The following is a 19,887-nucleotide window of genomic DNA, read 5'->3' as shown; positions in this document are numbered from 1 at the left end:
ATGCTTATTTAGGTAACTGTTCCTGAATGATGAAGAAATTTTGTTTGAGGATGTTCCCATTATGGTTGTTGATGACGTTTTGGTAGATGTATTCAACGTCATTGGTTGTCCCTTGGAAAATCACTTCACCGTCCATGTTGATATCACCCGTGTAGTATCCTGCCAAAATGTAGAAAGGCAGCAATAACGGATTCCCCGTTGCGGCAATCACCTGCTGATAAATGACATTGACGTCGTTGTCTGTACCCTGATAGATTATTTGTCCATCATATAGGGAATTGCCAGCCCAAAGGGCTTTTCCCTGAACTACATCCACTTGTGATTGATGAATCGGAGAGTTAGCCAACACGTAGGTAGGAGTGGCTGCCGAACGAAAATCAATCGTCGAAACAACCTGCGTCAATGGCAGGGCAGTTTGTGACATAACCCCCAAGTGGTTTCGGTGACGAACGGATACAAAATAATCGGCTGGGGCAATTGTGTTAAAGGTAATTGGCGACGTTCCGTCCACTTCTACAATGTCTCCATCACGTTGCAGTAAAGCCGAACGACTATCAACCACCACGGTTGAATCATCAGCATCTCGCAACTCAACAAAAACCCAATCCACAATGGCATTAGCTCCTGTGACGCCCAGAACCGTGTTTGAAGTAATGGTATCGGCGGCTGTTACTGGGTTCCAAGCTACGTAAGGCGATTTTCTAGGAATTAGGTTTTTCGCCCGCAGGTCATCGCGCATTAGGCTGCCAGAAAACACCCCGAACAAAGAGCCCTGCAAATAGACTTTAGGCAAAAGCGTAAGCTTTCCAGGCGGAACAATGGTAATAGGCGTCGGATCAGAGTTGTTTTCTGGATCTTTGTCTGAATCAGGATCAGGATTATTCCCAAGTTGAGATTGGTCTTCAACGGTTTGACCCAAAGGACTCTGACCAGTAGCGTAGGCAATGTTGAGATAAGTCAATCCTACCAATACATTAGGAGTGACGCGCACGGTAAGAGTAATGCTTCCGCTGTCACTGATGGCCAAACCATTGCCAGGTAGCAACAGCTGCGTGTTACTTGCAGTACCAGTATAAGCGGGGTTGACAGTAAATTTGGTGCTGCTCACTCCTAGCACATTGGTTGAGGCAGGACTTGGGAAGGTTTTAGAAAGCGTGTCAAAAACCTGAACATTACTGAGCGGGACATTCCCAAAGTTTTTAACTTTGATATTGAAAGTCACGTCGAAAGTATAGTTGAGGTTATTAACAAACGAAACAACCTCTTTGGCAATACCGATTTTAGGCTTCTGGGTTAGCGGTACAACAGTTGGGTCATTGGTTGGGTCTGAATCAGGGTCGGCAGGGGTATCTACCAGCTCATCTCCACTGTCAGAAACATCTGTCACTTCTGGCCCACTTGGTGGTGTTCCAGTCACGATAGCAGTGTTTTTAACTTCGCCTGCGTTGAGGTCGGCCTGGGTAATCGTATAAGTGGCAGTAGCGGTGCCTGTTGCGTTTGGAGCAAGAGTACTTGGCGAAACGGGCAGGTTGTTCAGGCTTAATTTTGCATCATCAATGGAAAGATTTGTAAGGGTGACATTCCCTGTGTTGGTGACAGTAAAAGTATAAGTTATGACATCACCTACAGCACCTGTCCCTCCCAAAGCAGCCAATTTCACTAACCTTAATCTCGGTGCTGGGGTAACTACCAACACCGTCGGGTCATTGGTCGGGTCGGTATCAGTCGTGCCGTTCAACTTTGGTGATTCCGTCACGTCAGGATTGCCGATGGCCACCGCATTGTTGTCGGTTCCTGCATCTGATACGTCAGTGACAGGCGTGGCGGCATTGCCGTTGGGTAAATTCGGTGGTGTACCCGTAACCGTCGCCGTATTCTCAATTCCTCCCGCATTAACATCCGCCAACGTGATAGTATAAGTTGCAGTAGCTGTGCCTGTGCCACCTGGCAATAACGTCGCAGGGCTCACCGCTGCGTTAGTCAAACTCAGTTTGGCATCGGTCAATGCCACCCCTGTGAGCGTCACATTACCCGTGTTGGTAACAGTGAAAGTATAGTTAATGACATCACCTACGCCACGGCCTGTGGGTGCATTATCCGTAACAGAGGCAATGCTTTTGATTAATTTTATCGAAGGCGCTGGGGCAATCAACAACACCGTTGGGTCATTGGTCGGGTCGGTATCAGTCGTGCCGTTCAACTTTGGTGATTCCGTCACGTCAGGATTGCCGATGGCTACCCCATTATTGTTCGTTCCTGCATCTGATACGTCAGTGACAGGCGTGGCGGCATTGCCGTTGGGTAAATTCGGTGGTGTACCCGTAACCGTCGCCGTATTCTCAATTCCTCCCGCGTTGACATCCGCTAACGTGATGGTGTAAGTCGCAGTAGCTGTGCCTGTGCCACCTGGCAATAACGTCGCAGGACTCACCGCTGCGTTAGTCAAACTCAGTTTCGCATCGGTCAATGACACCCCTGTGAGCGTCACATTACCCGTGTTGGTAACGGTGAAAGTATAGTTAATGACATCACCTACGCCACGGCCTGTGGGAGCATTATCCGTAACAGAGGCAATGCTTTTGATTAATTTTATCGAAGGCGCTGGGGCAATCAACAACACAGTCGGGTCATTGGTCGGGTCGGTATCGGTCGTGCCGTTTAACTTTGGTGACTCCGTCACGTCAGGATTGCCGATGGCCACCGCATTGTTGTCGGTTCCTGCATCTGATACGTCAGTGACAGGCGTGGCCGCATTACCGTTGGGTAAATTCGGTGGTGTACCCGTAACCGTCGCCGTATTCTCAATTCCTCCCGCGTTGACATCCGCTAACGTGATGGTGTAAGTCGCAGTAGCTGTGCCTGTTCCACCTGGCAATAACGTGGCAGGACTCACCGCTGCGTTAGTCAAACTAAGCTTAGTATCTGTCAAAGCAACTCCCGAGAGCGTCACGTTACCCGTGTTGGTAACGGTGAAAGTATAGTTGATGACATCACCTACGCCACGACCTGTTGGTGCATTATCCGTAATAGAGGCAATGCTTTTGATTAATTTTATCGAAGGCGCTGGGGCAATCAACAACACCGTTGGGTCATTGGTCGGGTCGGTATCAGTCGTGCCGTTCAACTTTGGTGATTCCGTCACGTCGGGATTGCTGATGGCCACCCCATTGTTGTTCGTTCCTGCATCTGATACGTCAGTGACTGGCGTGGCCGCATTACCGTTGGGTAAATTCGGTGGTGTACCCGTAACCGTCGCCGTATTCTCAATTCCTCCCGCGTTAACATCCGCTTGCGTGATGGTGTAAGTCGCAGTAGCAGTCCCTGTTCCACCTGGCAATAACGTCGCAGGACTCACCGCTGCGTTAGTCAAACTCAGTTTCGCATCGGTCAATGACACCCCTGTGAGCGTCACATTACCCGTGTTGGTAACAGTGAAAGTATAGTTGATGACATCACCTACGCCGCGACCTGTTGGTGCATTATCCGTAATAGAGGCAATGCTTTTGATTAATTTTATCGAAGGCACTGGGGCAATCAACAACACAGTCGGGTCATTGGTCGGGTCGGTATCAGTCGTGCCGTTTAACTTTGGTGATTCGGTCACATCAGGATTGCTGATGGCTACCGCATTGTTGTCAGTTCCTGCATCTGATACGTCAGTGACAGGCGTGGCGGCATTGCCGTTGGGTAAATTCGGTGGTGTACCCGTAACCGTCGCCGTATTCTCAATTCCTCCCGCGTTGACATCCGCTTGCGTAATGGTGTAAGTCGCAGTCGCTGTGCCTGTTCCGCCTGGCAATAACGTCGCAGGGCTCACCGCTGCATTAGTCAAACTAAGTTTCGCATCGGTCAATGACACCCCTGTGAGCGTCACATTACCCATGTTGGTAACGGTGAAAGTATAGTTGATGACATCACCTACGCCACGACCTGTTGGTGCATTATCCGTAATAGAGGCAATGCTTTTGATTAATTTTATCGAAGGCGCTGGGGCAATCAACAACACAGTCGGGTCATTGGTCGGGTCGGTATCGGTCGTGCCGTTTAACTTGGGCGATTCCGTCACGTCAGGATTGCCGATGGCCACCGCATTGTTGTCGGTTCCTGCATCTGATATGTCAGTGACAGTTGCTAAAGGCCCACTTGAGGGTGTTCCTGTGACCGTCGCCGTATTCTCAATTCCTCCTGCGTTAACATCTGCTTGCGTGATGGTATAAGTGGCAGTGGCTGTTCCTGTTCCACCTGGAGCAAGTGTACTGGGGCTCACCGCTACGTTGCTCAAACTGAGTTTTGTATCGGTCAAAGTAACCGCCGAGAGTGACACGTTACCCGTGTTGGTGACGGTGAAAGTATAGTTGATGACATCACCTACGCCGCGACCTGTGGGAGCGTTATCAGTAATGGAGGCAATGCTTTTGATTAACTTAATTGAAGGCGCACTACAATCAGGGTCAGGGCCTAACTTATCCACAAACTGCTCTAAAGGTATCACGTTCCCGCTTGTAGCTTGTCCCGAACGTGAATAAAAACTACAGGCGGTATTGAGCGATAACACGCTTCTGGCCGCTGCCACAAAAGGGTCAGTTTTGGCTAAAATTCCGACTGCTCCATAACAAGCATTGCCTTGAAAAGTGAAAAGTGAAATGGGGGTACCACTAACAAAAGCTCCATAGTTAGTTTCCGTTGAGTTTTTTCCAATCATATAATAGCGATAATTCGGGTCTAAACTAGCTGGTATAAACTCTGGCTGGCTCCCTAATTTTGTTGGACTTTTTTCCCAAGTCCCCCTTATGTCAGTTATATTTTGAATGACAAAATCTTTGGGAACTTTCAAAGATACCTGCGCTGTCGCCCCAAGCTCGTTGGTTTCGGGGTTGTTTGAGTTGGGCGTATTATACTGTGGTACGACCCAAACCGTATAAACCTGAGTGGAGGGATTGTAAGTCAATTGGTAATTGACTTGGTTTGTTGAGAGGCCTTGCGCTATTGCAGGAATAATTCCTAAAATCCACGCAAACCCAAACCAAAAGAGATTGTGTAATTGTTTTTTCATGGGGTAAGACTATTAAGTAGTTACTTTTTTGGTTTTATGTGAGGGGAAATATCCCCCCACATAATTGGTTTTGTATTTACTTAGGCAACTGTTCCTGAATAATGAAGAAACTCTGTTTGAGCGAGTTACCACCGTGGTTATTTATGACGTTCTGGTAGATGTACTCTATATCATTGGCTGTTCCTTGGAAAATCACCTCTCCGTCCATGTTGATGTCACCAGTATGGTAACCTGCCAAAATGAAGAATGGTAACCCAATCACATTGGCTGCTGCCCCAATGACTTGCTGATAGACAACGTTGACGTCGTTGGCGGTACCTTGGTAAATCACTTGACCGTCATAAAGCGCATTACCAGCCCAAAGTGCTTTCCCTTGTACGACATTCACCTGCGACTGATGAATGGGGGAATTAGCTAAAACATAAGTTGGGGTTGCGGCTAATCTGAAATCAATAACTGTAGCAACATGTGTTAATGGCACTTCATTCTGGGTCATGACTCCCAAGTGATTACGGTGTTTGACAACCACAAAGTAGTTTGCTGGAATGGCACTGGTGAAAACAATAGCGGAAGTACCATCTACATCTACAATATCTCCATCTCGTTGTACAAGGGCCGAGCGGCTGTCGATAACCTTAGTAGAATCTGTTGCGCTTCGGAGTTCTACAAATACCCAATCTACAATGGCATTTTGTCCAGTAACTGTCAACACCGTGTTTGAGGTAATGGTATCGGCAGGCGTAATCGGATTCCAAGCTAGGTAAGGGGATTTTCTTGGAATCAAGTTTTTCGCCCGCAAATCATCGCGCATCAAATTACCCGAGAACACCCCAAACAACGAACCTTGTAAATACACTTTTGGCAACAGTGCCACCTTTGTGACTTGCAAAATCGTGATGTAAACCGTGGCAGTATCGCACAGATTCGGCGTTCCGTTATCGCAAACCTTATAAATGAATCGGTCGGGACCTACGTAGTTAGGATTCGGTGTGTAGGTATAGGTACCATTAGGGTTGAACACCACCGTACCATTCGCTGGATTGGTCAGTTTGGTAAACACCAGCGGGTCATTGTTAGGATCGCTGTCGTTCGTCGCTACGGTGCCACTTACTGGTACATTGACTTGAGTAACGTTGGCATCATCCACGGCTACTGGTGGGTCATTGCCAGGAATCAATGGCAACACATCTATCGTTACGGTGGCCGTGTCGCAAGCCCCTTTCACGTCACAAAGCACATACTTAAAGCGGTCTTTACCCACAAACAAGCCCGTTGGCGTGTAAGTAAAACTGCTGTCGGCTGGGTTATAAACCACCGTACCGTTGGTCGGGTTTGTGATTCTGGTCACCGAAGCAAACTTATCGCCTTGCGGGTCAAAGTCATTGCCCAATACCCGTACTTTCACAGGTACACCCACTTGCGTTTGAGTAGCATCGTCGTTAGCCACTACGCTGTTGATAGTGATGATTGGTAAGATGTCAATGGTCACCGTTGCCGTATCGCACAAACCTGCACTGTTGCAAACCACGTAGCAGAAGTTGTCTGTGCCTACGAAGTTGTTGGTTGGTGTGTAAGTATAATTACCGTTGGCCTGCATCACCACTGTACCGTGTTTCGGCGGGCAGATAGTTGGTATCGACGTGTTGACTGTCAATGGCAACCCTTGCGGATCGTCGTCGTTGGTTAACACATTACCCGATACTGGCGTATTGATTGGTGTATTGTTAATATCATCAGTCGCTATTGGTGGTGATACCAATACCGTAATATAAACCGTGGCAGTATCGCACAGATTCGGCGTTCCGTTGTCGCAAACCTTATAAATGAATCGGTCGGGACCAGCGTAATTAGTATTTGGTGTATAGGTATAAGTACCGTTAGGATTGAACACCACCGTACCATTCGCTGGATTAGTCAGTTTGGTAAACACCAGCGGGTCATTGTTAGGATCGCTGTCATTCGTCGCAACAGTGCCACTTACTGGTACGTTGACCCTTGTAACGTTGGCATCATCCACGGCTACTGGTGGGTCATTGCCAGGAATCAATGGCAACACATCTATCGTTACGGTGGCCGTGTCGCAAGCACCTTTCACGTCACAAAGTACATACTTAAAGCGGTCTTTACCCACAAACAAGCCCGTTGGCGTGTAAGTAAAACTGCTGTCGGCTGGGTTATAAACCACCGTTCCGTTGGTCGGGTTTGTGATTCTGGTCACCGAAGCAAACTTGTCGCCTTGTGGGTCAAAGTCATTGCCCAACACCCGTACTTTCACAGGTACGCCCACTTGCGTTTGAGAAGCATCGTCATTGGCGACCACACTGTTTTTGGTCACCAACGGAATAATGTCAATGGTCACCGTTGCTGTATCACACAAACCTGCGCTGTTGCAAACCACGTAGCAGAAGTTGTCTGTGCCTACGAAGTTGTTGGTTGGCGTGTAGGTATAGTTACCGTTGGCTTGCATCACCACTGTACCATGTTTCGGCGGGCAGATAGTTGGTATCGACGTGTTGACTGTCAATGGCAATCCTTGCGGATCGTCGTCATTGGTCAACACATTACCCGATACTGGGGTATTGATTGGCGTGTTGTTAATATCATCAGTCGCTATTGGTGGTGATACCAATACCGTAATATAAACCGTGGCAGTATCGCACAGATTCGGCGTTCCGTTGTCGCAAACCTTATAAATGAATCGGTCGGGGCCTGCGTAGTTGGTATTTGGTGTGTAGGTATAAGTACCGTTAGGGTTGAATACCACCGTACCATTCACTGGATTGGTCAGTTTGGTGAACACCAGCGGATCATTGTTAGGGTCGCTGTCGTTCGTCGCTACGGTGCCGCTCACTGGTACATTGACCCTTGTAACGTTGGCATCGTCAACCGCTACTGGTGGGTCATTGCCAGGAATCAATGGCAACACATCAATTGTCACCGTTGCCGTGTCACAAGCCCCTTTCACGTCACAGAGCACATACTTGAAGCGATCTTTACCCACAAACAAGCCCGTTGGCGTGTAAGTAAAACTGCTGTCGGCTGGGTTATAAACCACCGTTCCGTTGGTTGGGTTAGTGATTCTGGTCACCGAAGCAAACTTGTCGCCTTGCGGGTCAAGGTCATTGCCCAATACTCGCACTTTCACAGGTACACCCACTTGCGTTTGAGAGGCATCGTCATTGGCGACCACACTATTTTTGGTCACCAACGGAATAATGTCAATCGTCACCGTTGCTGTATCGCACAAACCAATGCTGCTGCACACTATGTAGCAGAAGTTGTCTGTGCCTACGAAGTTGTTGTTTGGCGTATAAGTATAATTGCCGTTGGCCTGCATCACCACTGTACCGTTTTTCGGCGGACAGATGGTCGGTATTGTTGTATTGACTGTCAATGGTAATCCTTGTGGATCATCGTCATTGGTTAACACATTACCCGATACTGGCGTATTGATTGGCGTATTGTTGAAATCGTCGGTGGCAACTGGAGGACGCGCGCTCACGGTGATGATTAAATTTGCATCATCACACAAACCCGTAGGATCACAAACTTTGTAAGGAATGGTAATAACTCCCACAAAGTTTAAGGCTGGGGTAAAGATAAACGAACCATTTCCCGTTGTGTCCCATACGAGGGTTCCTTGGCTTAATAACGGAGAATCCAATGGATCAAATAATAACTCGGCCAGTGTATTGTCAGGATCAGAATCATTGGTAGCGACTGTTCCATTGAAAGGCGTATTGAAAGGAGTCGTGTACGGGTCATCGACAGCTACTGGCGGCTGACAATTCGGTGCAATCAACGTACCAGAGGCAGTAGCTGTACATCCATTCGCATCGGTTACCGTCACCGTGTAAGTACCAGCTGGTAAACCCGTTAAATCTTTCGTGGTAATGCCACCAGGAGACCATGAGTAAGTGAAAGGCCCCACTCCACCTGTCACCACTGAAAATGCTTTACCATCAATTCCTTGGCAACTTTGATTTTCAACTGATACACTAACAGAGAGCGCAGGGGCACTACCTACAGTCGCAGATATGCTACGGCTACAACCCAAGGCATCAGTTACGGTGACAGTATAAGCACCTGATAGTAAATTTGATGGATCTTGGACGTTCGCGATAGCGGTTGGGCCAGTCCATACGTAGGTGAATGGCGCAACGCCATTTTGAATAACCAAATCAATTGCACCTTTGTTGACACTGCAAGAAGAGTTGTTTGTAACGTTGACAAACAGTTCTAGTTCCGTAGTCGGTTCAGTGATAACGACAGAAGCAGTAGCCGTACAACCATTGGCATCTGTCACGAATACATTGTATGTGCCTGCCTGTAATCCCGTTGCGGTCGCTGTCATCGCCCCATTAGACCAATTGTAGGTATAAGGAGCCGTTCCGCCACTACCCGTAACGGTCGCTTCACCGTCGCTTCCACCTTTACAGCTTACGCTTTTTGTTTGTGCAGCAGAAGCAGTTAAAAGCGTAGGTTGAGTAACGGCGCTTGCCGTTAATGTTTTCACACAACCAATCGCATCCGAAACAGTAACCGAATAAGTCCCTGCTGACAAGCCCGAAATGTCTTCGGTGGTAGCACCATTTGACCAGCTAAACGTAACGGGTGCCACGCCACCAGTAACGATGAGGTTGACCCGACCATTGTTGTTGCCAAAACAGCTGATTGGCGTAGTAATAGACGAAATAGAAAGACTGGAAGTATTGTTGACTGTAAAGATTTTAGAAACTTTACAACCTGTATTATCGGTCACTTCTAAGGTATAATTACCCGCTATTAAGTTGGTGCGATTTTGTGAAGTCGGCCCATCTATCCACTTATAAGTGTAAGGAGCTGAGCCACCCGTTACTGATACTGTGATAGCGCCCGTTGCACTACCAGAACAAAGGGCGTTGGTGATTGCCCCCGTTATGATGATTTGGGTGGGTTGTCCAACTGAAGTTTGGAACACTTCCTTACATCCGTTTGCGTCGGTAACGGTTACCGAATAATCTCCTGCTGGCAAATTAAATAGGTTTTGGCTGGTTGAACCATTGCTCCACAAATAGGTATAAGGAGGTGTACCGCCGCCGTTTGTCATCGAAATTTCACCAGTAGAAGCACCAAAACAGTCCGCATCAGTAGGCGTTATCGTGGCAGATATTGGGGCTGTTGGGCCAGCAATTGTAAATATGTTTGAAGTAACCGAACAGCCATTGGCATCCGTCACTACGACATTGTAATTTCCAGGATTAAGCCCACTAATATCTTGCGTAGTGGCACCAGTATTCCATCCATACGTATAAGGTGGTGTACCGCCAGAAGCGCTGATATCGATACTTCCATTGCCATCTCCAAAACACAACACGTCGGTTTGGGAAACAGGCACTACTGAAATCAAAGAGGAAGGTTGTGTAATCTGCATGTTCACCAGCGGGAAGGTACATCCCTTCGCATCCGTGATGGTTACGTTATAGGTACCAGCTGGACGATTAATAATATCTTTGGTCGTTGCGGTAAAGCCACCTGTTCCTGTCCAAGCGTATGTGTAAGGAGCAGTTCCGCCCGTCACATTCAATACAATTTGGCCATTTGTGCCATTGCGGCAACTTACGTTGGAAATAACCCGAGTGGCACTTAAAGCGGCACTTGGCTGTGTGATGACAATCGTCTGCGTGGCAGTACAGCTGTTGGCATCGGTAACTGTTACTTGGTAAGTACCTGCTCCTATTGCGGACAGGTCTTGGATATTCCCTGAAAAAGTAATTGAGTTACGAGTCCATGCGTAGCTGTACGGTGAAGTACCGCCCGATACGCTTAAATTTATACTTCCTGTTAAGCCACCGAAGCAATTAACATCCGTTTTAACATTGTCAAGCACAATCCCCGCTGGCTGTGTCAAGGTAGCAGTTGTCGTACTTTTACATCCCGTGGCATCTGTCACGGTCACGCTGTAAGTTCCAGCAACTAAGCCCGTTCTGTCTTCGGTAGTGGCTCCATCAGACCACAAATAGGTGTAAGGAGCTGTGCCGCCCGTCACAGTCACGTTTATAGAGCCTGTGCTTGCACCGTTGCAGGTTACATCTGTCTTTGTGTTTGTAACAGTCGGCCCATCTGTACTGATGACAGCAACGGTAGTCGTCTGAAAACAGCCTTTTGAATCCGTGACCGTCAGGGTATAACTACCACTGCTCAAATTAGTTAAGTCCTCGGTTGAGGCTCCGTTATTCCAATCGTAATCATAAGCAGGTGTTCCGCCAGTTACTGTAATGTTAATAGCACCGTTTGATTGGTTACAGGTAGCATTCGTGACCGACGCAGTGGTCAGCACGGGGTTATCTTCTACCGTCACATTCACAGTGGCCGTAGCCTGACAGCCCGCTGCGTCCGTAACGACAACTGTATAAGTACCGTTGTGGAGGGCTGCATTCGCGTTGAGTATGGTGGGGTTAGCACTGGATGAGGTAAAGTTGTTTGGTCCCGTCCAAGCATAAGAAACGCCTCCTGTAGCCAACAAACTGATTGTTCTATCTTTACAAATTGGCAAGACTACGGAAGCTTGTGCCATTGGCTGAATTACATCTACATCAATGCACGTCTGGGCACTTTCGTTACAATTATTTACCGCCACAACGCACACTTGATACCTGCCAGGCGTGACACCCGTCCAATTCACCGTGATTTGTGGCGTACCTTGCCCCGCTGTGATAATTGCCCCAGAGGGAACGGTCCAAGTATAGGATATATTGGCAGGATCGGGGGTAACTGAGAATACCTCAGCGATACTGCTCCGACAAATATCAATGGGGTCACAATTGCTAGGAGTATTCAAAACAATGTTGCCACTCGCAACCGTACAGCCTTTGGAATCGGTAACGGTCAGATTATACGTACCAGCGGCTAAACCCATTCGGCTACTGGTATTGTTGGTGCCAGGGATGTCCGCCCAGTCGTAGGTATAGGGAGCTGTTCCTCCAATGACTGTAGGTGTGATGCTTCCTTGGGCAAAACATTGGGGCTGTACGGTTGATTGGCTCACTGCCAAAGCTGCCGAAGGTTGCGTAATGGTAAAATTAACGGTTTCCTCACATCCACCATTATCCTTTACAGTGACGGTGTAAGCGCCCGCAATTAAGTTAGTAAATGTACCCGAGCTCACAAAAAAACCACTTCCTAGTTTGTAGGTGTATGGTGCAAGTCCGTTTGCACCTGCCACGGTGACCGCACCCGTAGAGGCACCAAAACAATTGATATTGGTTTGTGATGTTACGGAGGCAGTAATACTACCACAGAATAAAGTAAGCGCCGCTGAGCGTTTGAATCGAGCGCAATCATTGGAACTATGCGTAACCACCACAAAATAATTATTTCCGTACAGACCCGTACTGTTCGATATATTGAGTGTAGCCGTTGTTACGCCGCTGTACACCCCCGTATTGGTCAGGGCTGTACCACCAGCGTCAGGATCACCCAAATACCACTGGTACAATAGACCCGCGTTGGCGTTGCCTGCTGTACCGTAGCTTGGTGTACCGCCACTGTAGGAGGTGGCGTTATCACCGCGAGCAGAAATGCTGAAAGAAGCTGGTGCAGCCGCTGCCACCGATTGATTACTCGGGTTGGTCACAATCACAACCCGCGTAGCCACTTGACTGCCTCCAAGGGTTTGACCCCCACCCGCAGATGTTGGAACACCGTTTGTGCCAACTCCTCCAGTCAATCGGCCATTGGCATCTACACTTGCTGTTGTAAAAGCAGCCCCGCCTTCGATCGCATCGGCGCAGCCGTCTCCGTCAGAATCGTTATCCAATGAATTAATCAGACCATCCCCGTCTGTGTCACTGGCCCCCTCCACTGTATCCAATATACCGTCATTGTCATCGTCCAAATCGCACGCATCCGAAATATTATCCCCGTCGGAGTCGGGTAAATTGCCGATTGTTTGGGAGGAGAGCGTTGTCTGGTTCGTTATATTATTCGCGTCTCGTATCTGCACTGTATAAGTCCCAGCTACAAGGCTACTAAATACATTGCTATTCTGCCAAGTGCCTGAATTAACTCGGTACTGGTACGTGCCGCTTCCTCCAGTTGGGCTGGATACTGTTATTGTGCCATTGGCCACACCGATACAGGCATCCGTTTTACTGGCCGTACCACCTACTGGTGGCAACGAATAGTTGACAATAAGCTGCGGACGGTTATTCGCATCAGCAGCATCATCGCTGTACATGTAATACCATGATTCTTCTTTGTCACCTACAAGGGATTGGGGTACTATACCCAAACCATAATTCGGAGAGGTGTTACTGTACCACTCTTGCACTAAGGTAGTAATGGTGATATTATAAACTGTACCTGTAGCATCAGACGCACCAGCCGTTAGTGTGCCATAGTTAGTACCTGCAAAACTCCCTCCTGTCCAGCTACCACTTCCAGGGCTGTTCCAAGTGGAAGACCCTGATTGAGTTGTGTTACATACACTCCCTTCTACCCAATCAGTCGTAACTCTTCTGATGATTGAGGTGAAGGATGAACCCGACTCGTTATCCCATCCTGTACCGTTTGGAGCGTGTACCATTCGGAGGGAGGCTGAGGTGATGGTTGCGCCAGCAGGAATAGCCGATAAATCAAATTGGATAAGAGGATTTTGCTGGTAATTGGTCGCATTATCTGGGCCGATGCCCTGGCATGAGCCAAAGTTTCGGGAAGTTTGCCCTCTATAAACCATACTTGATTTGGTTGAGGTAATGGTCACCGTCTGGGCATGGATAACCCCTACAAACCCCAAAAACAGGCATAAAACAACCGTGATTCGTGACAAATAATAATAAATCTTCGCAGACCTTATCATTATTTGCTTAGTTGTATAAATTGTTTCCATAATATTGATTTTAATTCGATTGAGACAGAAAATTCCTTATTGCTAATTAGTAAATGGGCACCCCCTTTTTGATAAGTCCATTTACCGTATATTCAATTTTATTTTTCCTCCAATTCAAAACAGTCGGAGTATTCAATAATTCTAAGTTTGGTTTGTCATCAGTCATCACCTCTACTTCCCCTAATTCATACCCTGTTATTGGGATATAATCTGCCGCCGAAAAGTGGTCATTAGGTAGAATATCGTTATATCTTAAGTTTTGGCTAAGCGCCTCTTTGATATTCAATGAACCTGGAGTACCATAGATTAGTAAATCAGCAGATATTGATTTTTTTTCATTCTTAACCGCAAACATTTTGTATCCGATAGATTCAAAAGTTTTGATGACCGAACGTGGCGCGCGTGAAAGTTCTAAATCATCTGTATCCAGTTGGCCCTGAAAATTCACAATCACCAATGCGTCTTTATTCAATGCAGCTTTTAACTCCTTTAGCCCTTCTATGGTAAACATGTGGGAGGGCTGTACCTCTCCATTGACAATATCCAATATGACTACATCGTATTTTTTTGTGGTATTTCGAATGTAATGACGTGCGTCGTCGATGACCAGATTGGCAGAGGTAGGATCATATCCAAACCATTTTTCAGCGATAAACGGAATCCGTTCGTCCAACTCCACAATATCAAGTTCAAATCCGAGTCGAATCAAATTATGGGCAATACTTCCGCCCCCCATTCCCAATAGCAGGGCCTTGCTCTTGGCTGGCTTTATCCCCGCCAAAGCCGTCACTTTATGGGGATACCTCCACATCGAAAACGGCTCAATCCCTACACTGGTAAAAGTCTGGTCTATCCCATTGAGTAACAGCTGCCTTGTGTTCACTGGCCGACCGTCTTTGGCAAAACCTTTGTGATCTACCACCGTCCACTCACCCAAGATACCGCTGGACTGGTACTGTACTGTAATCGCTGGATCAGCAGTAGGTTGGCTATAGACAAACGGAACGAGAAAAACAAAAAGGCCAAAGGTGAGAACAGCTTGCATTTTTTGTTTTCGGCTGAACATACCGATTGCCGAAAAACCCATTAACACAAGACCAGTAAAAGTGGCAGTTGTTTGAATACCGAGTTCGGGGATGAGTACAAAACCCGCAAGAAACGTAGCGAGTATGCCCCCGACGGTAGAAATGGCATAGATAGTACCAGCCGTTTGCCCTGCATTTTCCTGCGATTGATTAATGAGCTGGATGATGATAGGAGACACCATCCCCATGCAAAAAATGGGAGGCAATAGGTAAATTGAAACCGAAATTAATGAGCCAATACGCACCCCAAGATCGGCCGTAGCCATCATGATAGTTGGTGCAATTCTTGGGGCAATGATTGCTAATATTGCTCCTAAAGCCAGTATTGCAAACAGTGGACTTTTGTCTTTGTATTTATTAGAAACCCTACCACCAACAAAATATCCACCAGAAAGAGCAATGAGTGTTATTCCCAATACAGAAGCCCAAACATACATCGATGTCCCATAGAACGGGGCAACTATCTTTGCACCCAGTAGCTCTATAATCATAACTGCAGCCCCTTCCACAAAGGAAATTATTAGTAATAGTTTTCTTTGACTTTGAGGTAGCACATCAACTTGAACAGAAGTACTAGATTTGATATTTAGTTTTCTTTCCATTTGAAACATTTTTTTAACATTTCCATTTTTTATTCTACACTACACCTAGTTTAGCCAATCAATTGATGTGCTTTTATACGCCACTTTTGGGGTGTTACTACCTCATTTGAGCCGTTTAAAAATCAATTATTGTTTATTGTCACTGGCTTGACAGGTGAAGGGTTTATGGCAGTAAGTGTCACTGAAGTACTGGCTGTACAGCCAACGGCATCCGTCACGGTTACGTTATAAGTTCCAGCAGTTAGGCCCGATTGATCCTGAGCTGTTGGGATAAGACCTGTTCCATTGGGGGTTGTCCAATTGTAGGTAAATGGCGCGGTGCCACCGTTTACTACCAAATCAATTACTCCATTTTCGCCCAAAGGTGCATTGGAGCCAGGCGGGCAAGTCGGGTTTGTCACATTGGTAGTCAATACCATTGTGGCGACGTTTGTTAAAGTGATGGTAGCAATAAAAGTACAGTTATTGGCATCGGTTACAGTGACCTGATAATTCCCTGAAGCCAAACCAGTAATGGTAGCCGTTCCGTCGCCCGTTGGCGTACCGTTCCAGTCGTAAGTATAAGGACCCGTGCCACCCGATACCGTCGCCGTCACGCTTCCGTTGGTAGCTCCGCAGGTTGGCTCTGTTTTCGACAAAGAAGCCGTTAGGGCGGCTGAAGGTTGCGTAACAGAAATATTGGTTACTGTACCGATACAGCTTCTTGAGTCAGTGATGGTTACACTGTATGTACCTGCGGGAATATTGGTGCGGTCTTTGGTAGAGGCCCCGTCGTTCCACTGGTAGGTATAAGGGCCAGTTCCACCAGCCACTGCAAGTGTAATACCTCCCGTAGATTGACCAAAACAAGGTACAGGTGTCACGGTTGGTGTTGCACTGATTACTGCGGGTTGGGTTACGCTGATGCTATTTGCGTTAGCGGTACACCCTTGCGCGTCGGTGACAGTCACGCTGTAGTTACCAGCCGTTAGACCGCTGCGGTTTTGGGTTGTGATGCCGCTGCCCCAATTGTAAGTGTAGCCTGGCGTACCACCCGAAACCGCCAAACTGATAGAACCCGTAGCACCCCCATTACAAGCCACTGGAGTGACTGTCGGTGTAATGACAATGGCAGGATACGTACCCACCGTAGCGGTAAAAGTATTGGCACATCCCGTAGAAGAGGTAATCGTAACGGTATAAGTACCAGCTGCAAGACCAGAGATGGTAGTGCCGTTACCCGACCCAGTGCCACCACCCGAGCGAGTCCACGAATAAGTATATGGTGCAGTGCCACCCGTAACATTCACATTGATAACTCCTGTATTGGTCGCACCAGGACACAACGGTGTTACCGACGAAGTAACCGATTGGGTACAGGGCTGAATGGTAATAGGCGTGGCAGTGGAAGTTTGTCGGCCGCAAGCATCGGATACTGTGACGGTAATCATACAGGAAGTAACACTACCCACATTGGGAGGGGTAAATGTAGTACTGGCAGCAGAGGCATTGGCAAAAGTACCTCCGCAGCTACTCGTCCATTGGTAAGTAAGCGGGGAAGATACTGGAGAGTTAGCCGTGACGCTGACGGCATAGCCAACCCCTATTGACATGGTCGTAGGCACATTTGCCACACTGATAAAAGGTACTTTATCGACAGAAGACAAAAGGCTGAAATTAAAAAAGGCACGAATGGCAGCGATGCTGGCCGTACCACCTGCTTTCTTGATGTCATGGCCCGCTTCGTACATCACGTATCCAGAAGTATTCAGGCCAAAACCACGTCCAAAGACAATCACAGCTGCTGGCCCAGGCGATAGACCCGGTACATTGGATTGCGAAGGGTCGAAAGCAATCACTTGGGTGGTAGCGCGCCAACCCCCACCCGCCTTGGGCAGATAGATTTGTTCGGCACCTCCAGGGTGGGCAGCGTCGGTTGAACCCATGTATTGCGCAGCAGGACTGCTCGGGTTAAGACGCGTGTAAGGGGGACTTCCATCGCTGTGTGAGCCAGAAAACACCAAGGCATTGCCAACACCACCTACGTTGGTAGCCAGGAAGTTGGTTTGCAAACTACCATTGTTCATGTTTTCCAATTCCGATACAGCTTTGCAACCCGCCCAAATCGCCCCAAACTGCGTACGGTTCCAGTTGTAGAGGTTGCTGTGGGTACTCCATTTAGGGTCGGCGTGAGGCATCACAAAAATATCGTCGCAACCTGCCAATGATTGGGGGTCTTTAAAATTGTAAGCTGAGGATGGAATGCCCGCTTGACTAAAGAAGCCTTCGGCAATTTTTCCATTCTGGTCGTCCAACGTCCAGCGGGGTGCTGATCTAAGCGTATAAGTTACGTTTACCGTCACAGGACTCGTCGTGTTTATCCCCGAAACGCCATAGCTGCTGATTTTACCATTTACTGATGCGTTTCGAAAAGCGGCTGGGATGATGAATGTCCCGCCTCGAAAATCTACCCCTTGGTGACTAAAGTCTATGCCATCAATGCCTTTGGTTTGGCTGATGATCCATTTGACAGGAATTTTGTCGTTTTTCAACAAATCGTATATCAACCCGTAGGGCCTCAGGGCATTGGATTGGGTTTGAGGAGTAATCCCCATGTTGATGATGTACGAGCCCGAAGGAAAGGTTTCGGTCTGTGCATAAGACCTCAATATTCCAGTCAGCATACACAACTGAAATAGAAGTGTTGTCAAGAGGTGTTTGGAGCAACGGAGGTGTAAAAAAACAACCATACAATTTCAGAATAATTATGTTCGAAAAAACTATGAACTACCTAGCTTTTTTGTAACAAGAACTAATCCGACGATTTAGCCAAATCGGCATATCGGTTATCGTTTTGGTTATTTTGGGTATATGAAGTAGTTAATCTAATTGAGAGAAAAAAATAGAGCCATAAATGCGCCTATTTTTTGGATATATAGCCTTATTTTTCAACTTATATAAATAGAAAAAGCAAGAACAAATAATCTTCTGATGACAAAAACAGGAAGATTTATATCACTTTAAAGGAGCATATCCTTACACAATTTTCATGCCATATTTAAAGAAATGGGCAAATAAATCAACTACAGTAGCAGCAAGACATCAATGGGCAACATTGCCCCATATTTCGGATACCGAAAGGCGTTTAACGTGCGAAGATTTGAGCAGTGTGGTATCGGTTTCTGTTTTACCTATATATAAGTACATCATGTTGGGTAGTGTTTCTTGGGTACCTGGATTCATACCAGACAGATGTATGGTATCCAAATACGCCCCCAAGGTATATTCTTTTGGTTTTGGGATTCGGTTCATGCCGTACATTCTAACAACCCTGACTGTAGCATCGGGGGTGAAATAATAAGCCAGTTGTTGTTTGATTTGCTGACGTTGAAGTGGGTCTTTATTATGAGCCAACGAATTAAGAAGCCCTCCCAGCACTTTAACAGCAACTGTGGACGAATCGGAAGTTGCTCCCCCCCCACTCCTAAAAGTGCTTCCTTCGCAAGATTTAATTTCCAAAGTTGGGGTTTGACTTATGGGTATATCGTTGAAGTACCGCGTTAAATAAGAAGAGGAATGGGCATGGAATTGCCGAAAAGAAACACAATTTAAACCACTGGAATCCAGCGGCATAAGCATTTTATCAAACGCACGAACGAGCGATTCAGTAAACAATGGCGCGCTGTGATTTTCATTGACCCATGAGGGCTCATAGGGCAACGAACTCCCCATTTTGACGATGCCGCACTGACCTAAAAACAATTTTTGAACTACCTGCTTACGATATGCCATCGAAGTTCCCAGGGTGTCGGGTACTCGGTTCGGCGAATGAATGCTTTGCGCACTATACTCTGATAAAATCAATCCCAAATGCAGTTGGTTGGCTTTTTGCTTGACCTCCAACCAACTAGCCACCTCATCTACTGATAACCCAATGGTTGGATTGTCTCGCAGTTTCCAGTGGGCAAAAAGGTTACTCTTATTGGGACAAGGAAGACCAAAGCCCGCATAATAAATAACAACGATGTCATTTTCACCAGTAGGAAGGTTAATAATGGTTTGATGAAGGTCATTGGCAGTAAATTTTTGTTTTGAAAGGTGGATTATTTCCATTTTATAATCCAATTCCCGTTCTACAATTTCTAGGATATGAATCATATCTGATTCATTACGTAATTGCAAAAAACCAAAACTCGTATCCTCATTATCAATCACGAATAGTACGTGTAATTTTTGAGCATAAACGGATACAGAAATAAAAAATCCAAAAAATACCAATAATAAGCTTTTCATATATTG

5 protein-coding genes are annotated in these 19,887 nt (G+C 46.9%); all 5 read right to left on the bottom strand.

Annotated elements, in window-relative coordinates; all coding sequences use genetic code 11:
* Positions 1-4: 4 nt before the first annotated feature.
* The 5 genes from DTQ70_RS03695 to DTQ70_RS03675 all read right to left on the bottom strand — a co-directional run bounded on the left by DTQ70_RS03695 (position 5) and on the right by DTQ70_RS03675 (position 19,881).
* Complete coding sequence (locus DTQ70_RS03695; protein WP_122929556.1) at positions 5-5,053, bottom strand: hypothetical protein; 5,049 nt, start codon at positions 5,051-5,053, stop codon at positions 5-7.
* A 76-nt stretch (positions 5,054-5,129) separates the two neighbouring features.
* Positions 5,130-13,892 (bottom strand): Ig-like domain-containing protein, encoded by an 8,763-nt coding sequence (locus tag DTQ70_RS03690; protein WP_164489846.1) that lies wholly within the window; start codon positions 13,890-13,892, stop codon positions 5,130-5,132.
* Positions 13,893-13,968: 76 nt separating this feature from the next.
* Positions 13,969-15,609, bottom strand: coding sequence for a spermidine synthase (locus DTQ70_RS03685; protein ID WP_164489845.1), 1,641 nt, complete (start codon positions 15,607-15,609; stop codon positions 13,969-13,971).
* Positions 15,610-15,731: 122 nt separating this feature from the next.
* Entirely contained in the window at positions 15,732-18,272 is a 2,541-nt protein-coding gene (locus tag DTQ70_RS03680) for a SprB repeat-containing protein (RefSeq protein WP_164489844.1), read from the bottom strand.
* Between the two features lie 418 nt (positions 18,273-18,690).
* Positions 18,691-19,881 carry a hypothetical protein gene (locus DTQ70_RS03675; protein WP_122929552.1) on the bottom strand — a complete coding sequence of 397 codons (1,191 nt, stop codon included), beginning with the start codon at positions 19,879-19,881 and terminating at the stop codon, positions 18,691-18,693.
* Between the last annotated feature and the right edge of the window lie 6 nt (positions 19,882-19,887).

Source organism: Runella sp. SP2 (assembly GCF_003711225.1).
Taxonomy (GTDB): domain Bacteria; phylum Bacteroidota; class Bacteroidia; order Cytophagales; family Spirosomataceae; genus Runella.
Note: the sequence above shows the minus strand (reverse complement) of the source record. Positions and strands in the feature narration are given on the sequence as shown.

Excerpts from the sequence above, each read along its gene's own strand:
- DTQ70_RS03695 (WP_122929556.1), bottom strand. The coding sequence starts at position 5,053 with ATGAAAAAACAATTACACAATCTCTTTTGGTTTGGGTTTGCGTGGATT.
- DTQ70_RS03690 (WP_164489846.1), bottom strand. The coding sequence starts at position 13,892 with ATGATAAGGTCTGCGAAGATTTATTATTATTTGTCACGAATCACGGTT.
- DTQ70_RS03685 (WP_164489845.1), bottom strand. The coding sequence starts at position 15,609 with ATGGAAAGAAAACTAAATATCAAATCTAGTACTTCTGTTCAAGTTGAT.
- DTQ70_RS03680 (WP_164489844.1), bottom strand. The coding sequence starts at position 18,272 with ATGCTGACTGGAATATTGAGGTCTTATGCACAGACCGAAACCTTTCCT.
- DTQ70_RS03675 (WP_122929552.1), bottom strand. The coding sequence starts at position 19,881 with ATGAAAAGCTTATTATTGGTATTTTTTGGATTTTTTATTTCTGTATCC.